This window comes from Haloarchaeobius sp. HME9146, from assembly GCF_025399835.1.
GTDB lineage: Archaea > Halobacteriota > Halobacteria > Halobacteriales > Natrialbaceae > Haloarchaeobius.
On record NZ_JAODVR010000001.1, the window covers coordinates 1,547,096 to 1,559,697 of the forward strand.

Below are 12,602 nucleotides of genomic sequence, written 5' to 3' on the forward strand. Positions count from 1 at the left end.
TCGTCTGGCCGGGCGGCTCAGATGACGCCCGTCTTCGTGGCGACCTCGCGGGCGGCGCGCTCGTTCATCCCGTCGCCCAGGATGGTGTAGCGGTCGCGGATGGTGTGGCAGGTGGTGAGCGCCTCGATGACCGTGTCGGCGTCGATGCCGAGTTCGCGGGCGGTCGTCGGCGCGTCGATGCTGCGGAGCGCGTCGCGGATGTCCGTCCAGATGCCGCGGTCGCCCTCGTGCAGGTACGCGGTCATGATGGAGCCGACGCCGACCTGGTGGCCGTGGAGGGCCGGGTCGGGCGCGATGCGGTCGAGCTGGTGGGAGAACAGGTGTTCTGCTCCCGATGCGGGGCGCGAGGAGCCGGCGATGGACATCGCGACGCCGGAGGAGACGAGCGCCTTCGTGACGACCCAGGCGGACTCCTCGAGGCCGGGTTTGACGAGGTCGGCGTTGTCGACCAGGATCTCCGCGGTCATCTCCGAGAGCGCGGCCGCGTACTCGGAGTACTCCACGTTCTTCAGTCGGTTCGCGAGTCGCCAGTCCATCACGGCGGTGTAGTTCGAGATGATGTCGGCACAGCCCGCGGTCGTCAGCTCCCAGGGGGCCTCGGCGAGGAGTTCGGTGTCCGCGATGACCGCCAGCGGCGGGTCCGCGGCGACCGAGTGCCGGGTGTCGCCTTCGGGGACCGACCCGCGCCCGGAGACGATACCGTCGTGGCTCGCCGCGGTCGGAACCGAGACGAAGCCACGGCCGATGTGGTCGGCGGCCATCTTCGCGATGTCGATGGCCTTGCCGCCGCCGACGCCGAGCAGGAATCCGGCGTCTATCTCCTCAGCAGCCTCGATGACGCGCTCGACCGCCTCGAAACTCGCCGTGTCGACGACGACGGTTTCGGCGTCCAGCCCGCGCTCGGCGAACTGCTCGATGATGGCCTCACCCGCTATCTTGCGGGGCGTCGGGCTCGTGACGATGAGCGGTCGCCCGTGCAAGTGGAGCTCCTCGACGGCCTCGACCGTCTGGTCGAGGACGCCGTGGCCCACCACGACGTTCCGTGGCAGCCGGATCCAGGTGGATTTGGTGAACATACGTGACAGTCATCGGGGGGACAGGAAACTCTTTTTCGTCTGCGCCGGGCTCAGTCGACTGACTCTTTCAGGTCGAGGTCCTCCTCGTACCCCTCCTCGTCGCCCTGCTTGCGGGCCGGGTCGTCCGCGGGGTCGTCGAACTGCAGTTCGAGGTCCTCGTGGTATCGGTCATCCGCCCCCGTCTCGGTCGACACCGCCGCGTCCGGGAAGTGGACGTAGTAGTTGAACAGGTCCGAGACGCGGGGCTGTTCGACCGTCGCCGTGGCCAGCGACGCGGCTGGCAGCAACTGCTCGACGGTCGCGGGGGCCACGCCCTCGGCCAGGAACCCACGGCGCTCCGCGCCCGCCTCCAGTAGTTTGCCGTCCCGGACCAGGTCCCGGAGTTCGTCGACCTGTCCGTCGGCCTGGAGCAGGTCGAACACCTCGCTGAGGCCACCCTCGACGCGGACCACGGGCGGCACGTCGTCGAGGAGTTCGGTCGGGCTCGCGCGGGCGACGACGCCACCGTCCCGGAGGAAGGCGAGGTCGTCGGCGGCCGACGCGTCGACTGGGCGGTGACTGGTCAGCACCACGGTCCGCCCCTCGGCCCGTAGCTCCCGGAGTATCGTGTGCAACCGGTCGACGGCGGCGAGGTCGAGTTCGGCCGTCGGCTCGTCGAGCAGGTACAACTGGACGTCGGCCGACAGCGTGATGAGCAGGTCGAGCTTCTTTCGCATCCCCTTCGAGTACTCGTGGACGGGCCGGTCGAGCGCGTCCGCGATGTCGAGCGTCTCGGCGAAGTCGCGCCACCGGTCGGTCCAGCGCGGGTGGAGGTCGGCGTGGAACGCGAGGTTCTCGCGACCGGTCAGTGCCGGGTCGCTCAGGCCGTCGTCCAGCATGAACCGGAACCGGTGGCGCACGTCCCGGGGCGCGTGGCCGAACAGACTCGCACCACCCTCGTCGGGGCGGAGACTCCCGGCGAGACAGGACAACAGCACGGTCTTGCCGACCCCGTTCGGGCCCATGACCACGGATATCTTGGCTTCCTCGACGCCGAGGTCGATTCCATCGAGGACCGGTTCGCCGCCGAGGCGGACCGTCACGTCCGAGGCGTCGACGACCCACATCTCAGCGACCACCCCTGTCGTAGATGGACCGGGTGGCGACAGCCACGCCGAGCCCGTAGCCGAGTCCGCCCCAGCCCAGCACGGTCGCGAGGGCCACCGCCGCGCCAGGCGGTTGCGGGTCGGACGGGAGTGGGGTGCCGATGAGGTGGGACGTGATGGTCCGCGTCCCGACCGTGTTCGGCACGATGTTCAGCAGGTGCCGGGCCTGCTCGGGGAGCAACGACGGCACGCCGCCGTTGAAGCCGCTGAAGAAGAACCAGACGAGGAGTCCGACGGTGCCCACCGCGACGACGTACTCGCGCCGCCGGACGACCTCGGCGAGGACGACGCTCACGCCGGCGCTCGTGAGGCAGACGCCGAGCAGACAGCCAAGGACGACCGGAACCGCGAGCGGCCCTGCGACCGGGTAGAGCGCGCCATCGACCAGACTGATGGCGACGATGGTGCAGAAGGACGCAATCGAGAACGCGAACGTCGCGAGGAAGCGGCCGGTCAGGTCGGCCGACGGCGACACCGGGAGCGTCCGGAGCATCCGGTAGCGTCGCTCGGTTCGGTCCGCCGAGAGGCGGGTCCCGAGGACGATGAGCGAGACCGACATCGCGCCGAAGACGCCGATGGAGATGGCGGTCCCTGCCTTCGCGTACCCCAGTTCCTGGGCCGGGTTCGACGCGTCTGCGGGTGCGGAGATGAACGTTAGACTCGTCATGACGTACCAGAATGCGGGCCAGACGAACGCCCAGAACAGCGCGGACCGGTCCCGGACGATTGTCCGGGTCGACCGGACGGCGAAACTTCGAACCTGCTGGGGCCACGGGACCGACTCAGCGTCGGTGTGCCGGCGCGAGGTGTCTGTCTCCGTGGCCATCGTGGGAGGTTGTTACTACACTACATCTTTCGCGCTGAATAAATCTATCTGCCGATTCGGCTCAGGCGGGGTAGCCGATGAAGAACCGCTTCTCGGCGAGCAGACCGTCCTCGGTCTCGACCGTGAGGACCAGCCAGTTCCCGTCGTCGGAGTACTCGTAGTCGACGTAGTCGTCCGGCCCGTACTCGACGACGTGGCCGGCGTCGTCGTCCGCCACGCGGAAGGTGGGATTCTCGTCCGGGCCGGTGGGTGGGTCAGGTTGCTCGAGCGCCATGCGAGTGATTGGCACTGTGCCGGTATAGCCACTGTCGCCGGCGTGGTGAGGTGTCAGTGCCGTCACAGCGTGTCCAGCACGCCCAGCACGCGCTCTTCGTTCTCGCGGCCGGGGTCGTGCTCGCTGCCATCGCGGTCGGAATCCAGGTGGTCGTCGACGGCACGCTGCATCGCGTCTTCGAGGGGGGTCGACTCCCAGCCGAGGGAGGCGAGTTTGTTCGTATCGAGCACGTGCGGGTAGTCGCGATACAGGATGTAGTCCTCGCCCGAGAGGTCGCCGATGGACAACTCGCGCTCGGAAGCGTGGACGACCTCCACACTCGTATCGAGACAGTCCGCCACGAGGTCGACCATCTCCTCCAGCGTCACGAGCCGCTGGTCGCCGACGTTGTACACCTCGCCCGCCTCGCCCTCCTCGGCGACGATGCGCAGTGCTGCGGCCACGTCCTCGACGTAGGCACGGTGCCAGACGTTCGTGCCGTCGCCCGGGATGACGATTCGGTCGTACTCGTTCACCCGCGAAATCCAGAAGTCGAGGCGCTCGGAGTAGTCGTGCGGGCCGTAGACGATGCAAGGACGGACGGACATCGCGTTGACGCCGTCCTCGGCGGCGGCGAACACCGCGCGGTCGCCCTCGGCCTTACGGTTCCCGTACGTCTCGTCGGAGTCGTCTTTCGCCTGCTCGTCAGTACACTCGCGCATCGGGGTGACGCCCTCGCGCTTTGGAATCTCCTCTCGCCCGTAGGCGTCGCCCGAGGAGATGTAGACGTAGGCGTCGGCGTCCGAGAAGACCCGACAGGCCATGCGCACCTCACGGGGCTTGTATGCCACGCAATCGATGACGACGTCCGGGTCGACTGCATGGGCGGCCGACGCGAGGTCGCCGTCGTCGGTGCGGTCGCCCTCGACGTGGGTCACGCGGTCGTCGTCCGCGAAGGGGTTCTCGTGGTTGCCGCGGTTGAAGATGGTGACCTCGTAGTCGTGTTCGAGGAGTTCCGAGACGGTGTGGCGGCCGATGAAGCGGGTCCCGCCGATGACCATCGCTGTGTCCATGCTCGGGGCGAAGGGAGCAGCGTGAAAAACCGTGGTGGTTGTGGTCGACAGTCGAGCCGAGGGCGCTGTGTCGAAGCCCTCGTTGTCACTGGACAGTCACAGGTTGTTCGAGCGTCGTGACCAGGGTCGAACGGATTACTCCTGCCGGAGCCGGTCAGAGAGCTCGACGATCTCGACGTCCCAACCGGCCTCACCGTTCGCTCCTTCGACTTCCCAGCCGCCTTCGAGTGCTACCCCGCTGTCGTTGGCCCGCCGTACGAGGGCTACCAATTCCTCGTGAAACTGCTGTTCGGGACCGGTTGTATCACTGTCCGTCATTTTGTACACTCTACGTCGTGTGCCTTGAGGTAGGGTAGCACACGATAAAGGTGTGTTGTGACTTCCCGAGTTACAGAAATAACCGGCGGCTATCGTCCCGTTAGAGAATGTCCACCCCACTGTCTGGCCTGTGCGCCGAGACCGTTCACCCGGGAGAGCTCACTCGGAAGACCTGTTCCCCGACCGCCACGACTTGAGTACCGGCAGATACGTCGACACGAGGACGTTTCGCGTCCCCTCGCCCCAGAGTCCAGAGAGGTTTCCCTCGTCCGGGGAGGTGACGAGTACAGCGGACTCGTCGACCATGAGGAGCGACTCGATGAGCGACCCGGCCCAGATACCCGTGGACGGAATCACAGAGATTCCCTCGAAATCGCCTTCCAGCGGGTCGTCGACCCCACCGATGGTGACGTCCACTCCACGCCGAGTCGCCGCTCGAAGCGACCGTCGAATCGTTGCGGCGATGTCGCCGTCGACAGCGACGAAGACGACGCTCTCGGTCGCTTCGTCGATTAGCTTGACCGCACGGCTGTGGACCGCGTTCGTGCCCGTGGTGACCCAGACGCCGTCTACCTTCTGGGTCCCATCGAGCGGTGGGAAGCTGGCGAGGATCTCGAAGAGTTCCGTGATGGCTCGTTCGTACTCCTGCTGGAACCGCTGTCGCGTGGTCTCCTTCGACGTCGGGTAGAACTCCTGGGGATTCTTCCGGCGAACCTCGACCAGGCCGAAGTCCTGGAGCTCTTCCACCGCGTCATACACTTTCGTCCGTGGGACCGACGACGAGTCACTGACCTCTCGCGCCGTCCCACCACTGAGCCGGTAGAGGGTCAGGAAGGTTCGTGCAGCGTACTTCGTGAGCCCGAGCTTGTTGAGCAGCGTGACTGCCTCGTTCATCGACTCGGTCGGAATACTGTCTCGGTCCTCGCTCGTCTCGTTCATTCGTCGAATGCCTGCCAACCTGCGCGGCGGACTAGTTCGACACCAACTAAAGATGACATCAACTGGCTCCTTGCTTTAGATGGGCTTCCGACGGGTAATAGTGTTTTGTGATTATTCGAGTTACAGCTATCGTCCATCGAAACAGACTGTCGTAACTATCGTCGTCACAAAGATGAAGACCTAAATCCGCTCGTCCCGAATCTAGTAGCATGGAAACAGTGGAGACGGTGGCTTTCGAACGGTCCGTCCATCCCCCTCCTTGCCACGTCGCCCCGGTCGTCCGCAGGGCTGATTCGCGATGAGCGACGAGGAGGGGAACGGGGAACGGGCAGTCGAGTTGTTACAGCAGGTCGGCCTCAAGGAGTACGAATCGAAGGCGTTCGTCACGCTGACTGGGGCACCGGAGGGTACTGCTCGGTCTGTCAGCGACCAGAGTGGGATTCCACGGCCACGCGTGTACGACGCGATGCGGGTACTCGAGTCGAAGGGACTGGTCGAGACGCAGCACACGACCCCACAGAAGTTCAGGGCGGTCTCCATCGAAGAAGCGGTCGCTATCCTCCGACGTCAGTACGAGGCGCGCTTCACGGATCTGGACGACGCCCTCAAACAGATAGAGCGCGACCAGCGCCCGTCGGACCAGCCGTCCGAAGAAGTATGGAGCTTGTCCGGTAGCGAAGCGGTGACCAGTCGGATGCTCCGGGTGTTCGATAACGCCGATTCAGAGCTCGTCCTCCTGTTCGGTGACGACAGCCTCCTCACGCCGGACCTGTTCGAGAGCCTCCGCGACGCGGTCGAGCGAGACATGGACGTGACAATCGGTGTCCTCGACGACAAGAGCCGCAAGCGCATCGAGCAGTCTCTCCCGGGTGCGACAGTGTTCGCGTCCGGATTGGACTGGCTCACTGTGCAGGGCGACGACAAGACGCAGGTCGGCCGGTTCCTCCTCGCCGACGGGAACGTGCTGTTGGTGAGTTCGCTCGGACCGCACAGGAGTCCAGCAGTAGAGTCGGCGGTATGGGCGGAAGGCGTCGGCAACGGACTGGTCGTGATCGCCCGTCGGCTGTTACGCGCGGGGCTGGGCGACAAAAAGTGAGTCGGTGACGATAAGGGAGCGACCCGGACCGGTCAGTCGTCGCTGGAGGCGAACCCGGCCGCGGCGGACTCGCTCACGACGGTCGCGCTGTCTGGCAGGTTCTCGCGCACGTCCTCGGCGTCCTCCTCGGTCAGCACGCGCTCGTAGGCATCGGGCATGACCTTCACGAAGGCGTCGAGCGTCTCCTCCCAGTTCTCCAGCAGTTCCTCGGCGCGCCCGGAGTCGACGTAGGCGCGGTGGTTCTCGACGAGGCGCTTGAGCATCGCGCGGTCGCGCTCGTCGAGCTGGTGGTCGACGTGGACCATGCCGGTGTTGACGCGCTCCTCGAAGTCGCCCTCTTCGTCCAGCACGTAGGCGATACCGCCGGACATGCCGGCCGCGAAGTTCTTGCCCGTGTCGCCCAGCACCGCGACGACGCCGCCGGTCATGTACTCACAGCCGTGGTCGCCGACACCTTCGACGACCGCCGTCGCACCGGAGTTCCGGACCGCGAAGCGTTCGCCAGCGACGCCGTTGACGTAGCACTCGCCGTCGGTCGCGCCGTAGAGCGCGACGTTGCCGACCGCGACGTTCGTGGTCGGGTCGTACCCGGCGTCCATGGGGGTCTCGACGGCGATCCGGCCGCCGGAGAGGCCCTTGCCGACGTGGTCGTTCGCGCTGCCGTTGAGGTGGAGCGCGACACCGGGGGCGAGGAACGCGCCGAAGGACTGGCCGGCGGTCCCGCGCAGCGAGACGTTGACCGTGTTGTCCGGGAGGCCGCGCTCGCCGTACTCGGTGGAGATGGCGTTGCTCAGCATCGCGCCGACGGTGCGGTCGGTGTTGGTGACCTCGGCGGCGATGCCGACCGGCTCCTCGCGTTCGATGGCCGGCTCGGCCTCCTCGAGGAGGTCGTAGTCGAGGTGGCCGTCGAGTTCGTGGTCCTGTTCGCGGACCTTGGTGCGCGGGCCCTCGCCGACGTCGGCCAGGACGGCCGAGAGGTCGAGGTGACGGGCCTTCTCGTGGTCGGTCTCGCGCTGGGTCAGGCAGTCGACCCGGCCGATCATCTCCTCGACGGTCTCGAAGCCGAGTTCGGCCATTATCTCGCGCAGCTCCTGGGCCATGAACGTCATGTAGTTGATGACGTGTTCGGGCTGGCCGGGGAAGCGCTGGCGCAGGTCCTCGCGCTGGGTCGCGACGCCGACCGGACAGGTGTTCTTGTGGCACTGGCGGGCCATCACGCAGCCGCCGGTGACGAGCGACGAGGTACCGAAGATGTACTCCTCGCCACCCAGGAGGGCGGCGACGGCCACGTCACGGCCGGTCTTCATGCCCCCGTCGACCGAGACGCGGATGCGGTCGCGCAGGTTGGTCTGGCGGAGCATCTGGACGGCCTCGGTGAGACCGAGTTCCCAGGGCAGTCCCGCGCTCTTGATGGACGTACGCGGCGACGCGCCCGTCCCGCCGTCGTGTCCGGAGATGTGGACCACGTCGGCGTTGGCCTTCGCGACGCCGGCCGCGATGGTGCCGATGCCGGCCTCGGAGACCAGCTTGACGTTGATGTCGGCGTCCGGGCTGGAGGCCTTCAGGTCGAAGATGAGCTGCTTGAGGTCCTCGATGGAGTAGATGTCGTGCAGCGGCGGCGGCGAGATGAGGCCGACGCCGGGCGTCGACTTGCGCACGTGGGCGATCATCTCGTTGACCTTCTCGCCGGGCAGGTGGCCACCTTCGCCGGGCTTCGAGCCCTGGGCCATCTTGATCTGGAGTTCGTCCGCGTTCGCGAGGTAGGTCGAGGTGACGCCGAAGCGGCCGGAGGCAACCTGCTTGACGTTGCACTCCTTCTCGGTGCCGAAGCGCTCCGGGGGTTCGCCACCCTCACCGGAGTTGCTCTTGCCACCGATGCGGTTCATCGCGATGGAGTTGTTCTCGTGGGCCTCGGGGGAGAGGCTGCCGAGACTCATCGCGGCCGTCGAGAAGCGCTCGACGATGTCGCTGATGGGTTCGACCTCTTCGACAGGAATCGGGTCGCGGTCGGAGTCGAACTCCAGCAGGCCGCGCAGCGACTGGAGCTCCTCGTTCTGGTCGTTGACGAGCTCGGCGAAGTCCTGGTAACGCTCGTAGTCGCCCGAGCGAACGGACTGCTGGAGCGTCCCGACCGTCTCGGGGTTCCAGCCGTGGCGGATACCGTCCGAGCGGTGCTCGAACTCGCCGGAGCGGTCGAGCTGGGGGTCCTCGCCGTAGGCGACCTCGTGGCGGTCGCGCAGGTCGGACTCGATGTCGGTGATGCCGATGCCCTCGGTGCGGTTCTCGGTGCCCTCGAAGTACTCGGCGACGAAGTCGGAGTTCAGCCCGACGGCCTCGAAGATCTGGGCCCCCTGGTAGCTCTCCACCGTCGAGATGCCCATCTTGGCCATCGTCTTCAGCAGGCCGCTCTCGACCGCGTTGATGTACGCGTCGACCGCGGCCTCGAGCTCTGCGCCGTCAGCGCCCGCGGTGATGTCCGCGATGGTCTGGAACGCGAGGTAGGGGTTGACCGCGTCGGCCCCGTAGCCGACGAGGGTCGCGACGTGGTGGACGGTGCGCGGGTCGCCCGATTCCACCACGATGCCGGCGTGGTTGCGCAGTCCGTTGCGGACGAGGTGGTGATGCACCGCGCCCATCGCGAGCAGGGCCGGGACCGGCAGCCGGTCGGCGCCGATGTTCTTGTCCGAGAGGACGACGACGTCCGCGCCGTCGCGGATGGCCGCCTCGGCGTCCGCCCGGACGCGTTCGACGGCGGATTCGAGGTCGCTCTCGACGTCGAACGTCGTGTCGACGACCTCGGTCGAGAGGCCGTTCGTCGAGAGGCCCTTGACCGCGTCGGTTTCGGCGTCGGTGAGGACGGGCGAATCGGCCACGAGTTGCCGGGCGTGCTCCGGCGACTCGTCGAGCATGTTGCGCTGGTAGCCCATCCGGGTCTCGAGGGAGGTGACGAGTTCCTCGCGGATGTAGTCCAGCGGCGGGTTCGTCACCTGCGCGAACAGCTGCTTGAAGTACGAGAACAGCGGGCGGTTGTAGTCCGAGAGCACGGAGAGGGGCGTGTCGTCACCCATCGAGCCGACGGGGTCCTTGCCCTTCTTCGTCATCGGCTCTATCATGTGCTGGAGTTCGTCGTGGGTGTAGCCGAAGACGGCCTGTCGCGAGCGCAGGTTCCCGTCGAACTCGCCCGGTCGCGGGTCGTCGTCGGCCTCGTCTTCCAGTTGCACCTGTTCGTTGGCGAGCCACTCGCCGTACTTCTCGTCGGTGAGGTCGTCGAAGACCTCGGCGTCGGGGACGACGCGGCCCTCGTTCGGGTCGGCGAGGAAGAGCTGGCCCGGCTGGAGCCGGCCGCGCTCTTCGATGTCCGCCTCGTCGATCTCGAGTGCGCCGGCCTCGCTGGCCATGATGAGTCGGTCGTCGGTGGTCACGTCGTACCGGCACGGGCGCAGCCCGTTGCGGTCGAGGACGGCACCGACGCGTTCGCCATCGGTCGCCGCGACGAGCGCGGGCCCGTCCCACGGTTCGACGAGGGAGGCGTGGAAGTCGTAGAACTCCTTGCGAGCCTCGTCCATGTCGTCGTTGCCGCGCCACGCCTCGGGCACGAGCATCCGGAGCGCGTGGGGCAGGTCGCGGTTCTGGGTGAGCAGTTCGAGGGCGTTGTCGACGCTCGCGGTGTCGGACTGGTCCGGGTCCTGGATGATGGGCGTGACCGCGTCGAGGTCGAGGTCGTCGGATTCGAGGTCCGTCTCGCGGGCACGCATCCAGTTCACGTTGCCCTGGATGGTGTTGAACTCGCCGTTGTGGATGATGCCGCGGTAGGGATGGGCGAGGTGCCACGCGCCGAGCGTGTTGGTCGAGAAGCGCTCGTGGACCATCACGAACGTCGAGGTGACGCGCTCGTCGCGCAGGTCGGGGTAGTAGGATGGGACCTGTTCACCCGTGAGCAGGCCCTTGTAGACGACCGTCTTGCGGTCGAGGGAGCAGATGTAGAAGCGGTCGGCACCGTCGTAGTCGCCGTCGTCGACGGTCGTCTCTATCTCGCGTCGGGCTTCGTAGAGCGCTCGGTCGAACGCCCGCTCCGAGCTGTCGGTGTCGGTCGGCTCGACGAAGGCCTGCCAGACGTCCGGTTCGGAGTCGAGTGCGGTCTGGCCGAGGCCGTCGTTGTCGGTCGGCACGTCGCGCCAGTGGAGCACGTCGACGCCGCGGTCGGCGAGCTGGGATTCGACGAGCGACTGGAACGACTCGCGAGCCGCCGAATCTTGCGGGAAGAAGAAGGACCCGACCGCGTATTCGTCGGGCAGGTCGACCGGGAGCGTCTCGGCGAAGAAATCGTCGGGAAGCTGGAGCAAGATACCCGCGCCGTCGCCGGTGTTCGGTTCTGCACCGGTCGTGCCGCGGTGTTCGAGGTTGTGCAGGAGCTGGAGTCCATCGGCGACCACGTCGTGGTCGGTCGCGCCGTCGAGGTTCATGACTACCCCGACACCGCAGTTCGAGCGTTCATCGGTGGGGTCGGCCAGGCCCTCGGTGGCAGGGGCTGCCCGGTGTGGCTGAGTCATGTGTACTGCTGCCACGCACTCGTATAAGAGGCTACTCCTCAATGACTAAGGGTATTAATAACACATATTAGTGGATTTAAGGTGTATAGTTGAGTGACTTGCAGAACCGAGAGAAATCGCCGACACAGTGGTGATTACACCGGAATTCGACTCAGCAAGCACGGTCTACGCCGGTGAACTCGAAACGCGCCCCACCTGTCTCGCCGGCGGTCACCCGGGCCGACCAGCCGTGGGCGTCCGCGATGCGCTCGACGATGGCGAGTCCGAACCCGGTCCCACGAGGGACGGTCGTGTAGCCCGTCTCGAACACGGCGGCCTGTTCTGCAGGGGGGATGCCTGCACCGTCGTCTTCGACGTAGAACCCGTTCGACAGGGTACCGACGGTGACCGTGGTCGCCCCGTCGGCGTGGGTCGCTGCGTTCGCGAAGAGGTTCTCCAGCAGGCGTTCGAGCCGTGCGTCGTCCGCCTGCACGTCGACATCGTCCCCGACGTGGAGCGACAGCGAGGCCGTCTCCGCGGTCTCCCAGGCGTCCTGGGCCACGTCGGCGAGCCCGACCGCCGTCAGGTCGTCGACCGTCCGTCCGTCGCGGGCGAGCGAGAGCAGTTCGTCGATAAGACGCTCCATCCGGTCGAGACCGTTCCGAGCGTCGGCGACGTAGGTCGTCTGGCCGGTGTCTTCGATGAGGTCGAGGAACCCGCGGACCGCGCCCAGCGGGTTCTTCAGGTCGTGGGCGACCACCGACGCGAACTCGTCGAGGCGCTCGCGCTCCGTCTCGAGCTGCTGGCGCTGGTCGGCGCGGTCGAGCACCGCGGTCGTGTTCCCCGCCAGAATCTCCGCCAGGGCGACCTCCCGCTCGGTGAACCCGCCGTCGGTCTTCCCGACGCTCAGGAGCCCGTGGTCGCCGAGAGGGACGTACATCGTCTGGACGAAGGAGTCACGGTCGAACCGGTCGTCGTCCGGGATGTCCTCGACGACGGTCTCGCCACACTGGAACGCCCGACCGTGTGGCGAATCCGCGACGTCGTACGAGGGGCGGCTCTCGATGCCGCCGACCCGGCCCCCCAGCGCGACGTGCCGGAGCGTCTCCGACTCGGGGTCGTACGCCCGCACGCCCGACCCCGGGAACCCGAGTACGTCGTTCGCTGCCTCGCCGGCGACCGTCAGGATGGCCTCCGTCCCCTCGGCCCTGAGCAGCCGTCGCGTCGCCGCGTGGAGTTCGTCGAGCGCTTCGTCTTCGGTGTCGAGCGGGACGTCTCGCACCGCCGTCGCCGGTTCGTTGCTGTCACTCATCGTTCGTCGAGTCCCGTCCGTGGACCCGGTCGCCA

10 protein-coding genes are annotated in these 12,602 nt (G+C 66.9%); 1 reads left to right on the forward strand and 9 read right to left on the reverse strand.

Annotated features, from left to right (window positions below):
- Positions 1–17: 17 nt before the first annotated feature.
- The 7 genes from N6C22_RS07920 to N6C22_RS07950 all read right to left on the reverse strand — a co-directional run bounded on the left by N6C22_RS07920 (position 18) and on the right by N6C22_RS07950 (position 5,630).
- On the reverse strand, positions 18–1,076 hold the full coding sequence (locus N6C22_RS07920; protein ID WP_261650560.1) for an NAD(P)-dependent glycerol-1-phosphate dehydrogenase: 1,059 nt from the start codon (positions 1,074–1,076) through the stop codon (positions 18–20).
- A 50-nt stretch (positions 1,077–1,126) separates the two neighbouring features.
- A complete protein-coding gene (locus N6C22_RS07925) occupies positions 1,127–2,182 on the reverse strand; it encodes an ABC transporter ATP-binding protein (RefSeq protein ID WP_261650561.1) in 1,056 nt (351 codons plus the stop codon).
- Between the two features lies 1 nt (position 2,183).
- Positions 2,184–3,047: an ABC transporter permease gene (locus tag N6C22_RS07930; protein ID WP_261650562.1), complete on the reverse strand. Its 864-nt coding sequence runs from the start codon at positions 3,045–3,047 to the stop codon at positions 2,184–2,186.
- Between the two features lie 61 nt (positions 3,048–3,108).
- Positions 3,109–3,321: a hypothetical protein gene (locus N6C22_RS07935; protein ID WP_261650563.1), complete on the reverse strand. Its 213-nt coding sequence runs from the start codon at positions 3,319–3,321 to the stop codon at positions 3,109–3,111.
- A 62-nt stretch (positions 3,322–3,383) separates the two neighbouring features.
- Complete coding sequence (locus N6C22_RS07940) at positions 3,384–4,373, reverse strand: NAD-dependent epimerase/dehydratase family protein (protein ID WP_261650564.1); 990 nt, start codon at positions 4,371–4,373, stop codon at positions 3,384–3,386.
- A 135-nt stretch (positions 4,374–4,508) separates the two neighbouring features.
- Positions 4,509–4,691 carry a hypothetical protein gene (locus N6C22_RS07945; RefSeq protein WP_261650565.1) on the reverse strand — a complete coding sequence of 61 codons (183 nt, stop codon included), beginning with the start codon at positions 4,689–4,691 and terminating at the stop codon, positions 4,509–4,511.
- Positions 4,692–4,850: 159 nt separating this feature from the next.
- Positions 4,851–5,630 (reverse strand): TrmB family transcriptional regulator, encoded by a 780-nt coding sequence (locus N6C22_RS07950; protein WP_261650566.1) that lies wholly within the window; start codon positions 5,628–5,630, stop codon positions 4,851–4,853.
- A 298-nt stretch (positions 5,631–5,928) separates the two neighbouring features.
- On the opposite strand from N6C22_RS07950, the gene N6C22_RS07955 reads away from it, so the two are divergent.
- On the forward strand, positions 5,929–6,726 hold the full coding sequence (locus N6C22_RS07955; RefSeq protein ID WP_261650567.1) for a TrmB family transcriptional regulator: 798 nt from the start codon (positions 5,929–5,931) through the stop codon (positions 6,724–6,726).
- Between the two features lie 32 nt (positions 6,727–6,758).
- Here N6C22_RS07955 and gltB read toward each other — a convergent pair whose 3' ends face one another.
- Positions 6,759–11,276 (reverse strand): glutamate synthase large subunit, encoded by a 4,518-nt coding sequence (gltB, locus tag N6C22_RS07960; RefSeq protein WP_261650568.1) that lies wholly within the window; start codon positions 11,274–11,276, stop codon positions 6,759–6,761.
- A 151-nt stretch (positions 11,277–11,427) separates the two neighbouring features.
- Positions 11,428–12,567, reverse strand: coding sequence for a HAMP domain-containing sensor histidine kinase (locus N6C22_RS07965; protein WP_261650569.1), 1,140 nt, complete (start codon positions 12,565–12,567; stop codon positions 11,428–11,430).
- Positions 12,568–12,602: the final 35 nt, after the last annotated feature.

What these genes read in the sequence shown, in the direction of transcription:
- N6C22_RS07930 (WP_261650562.1), bottom strand. Translation starts at nt 3,047, where the DNA reads ATGGCCACGGAGACAGACACCTCGCGCCGGCACACCGACGCTGAGTCG.
- N6C22_RS07935 (WP_261650563.1), bottom strand. Translation starts at nt 3,321, where the DNA reads ATGGCGCTCGAGCAACCTGACCCACCCACCGGCCCGGACGAGAATCCC.
- N6C22_RS07950 (WP_261650566.1), bottom strand. Translation starts at nt 5,630, where the DNA reads ATGAACGAGACGAGCGAGGACCGAGACAGTATTCCGACCGAGTCGATG.
- N6C22_RS07940 (WP_261650564.1), bottom strand. Translation starts at nt 4,373, where the DNA reads ATGGACACAGCGATGGTCATCGGCGGGACCCGCTTCATCGGCCGCCAC.
- N6C22_RS07945 (WP_261650565.1), bottom strand. Translation starts at nt 4,691, where the DNA reads ATGACGGACAGTGATACAACCGGTCCCGAACAGCAGTTTCACGAGGAA.
- N6C22_RS07925 (WP_261650561.1), bottom strand. Translation starts at nt 2,182, where the DNA reads ATGTGGGTCGTCGACGCCTCGGACGTGACGGTCCGCCTCGGCGGCGAA.
- N6C22_RS07955 (WP_261650567.1), top strand. Translation starts at nt 5,929, where the DNA reads ATGAGCGACGAGGAGGGGAACGGGGAACGGGCAGTCGAGTTGTTACAG.
- N6C22_RS07965 (WP_261650569.1), bottom strand. Translation starts at nt 12,567, where the DNA reads ATGAGTGACAGCAACGAACCGGCGACGGCGGTGCGAGACGTCCCGCTC.
- N6C22_RS07920 (WP_261650560.1), bottom strand. Translation starts at nt 1,076, where the DNA reads ATGTTCACCAAATCCACCTGGATCCGGCTGCCACGGAACGTCGTGGTG.
- gltB (WP_261650568.1), bottom strand. Translation starts at nt 11,276, where the DNA reads ATGACTCAGCCACACCGGGCAGCCCCTGCCACCGAGGGCCTGGCCGAC.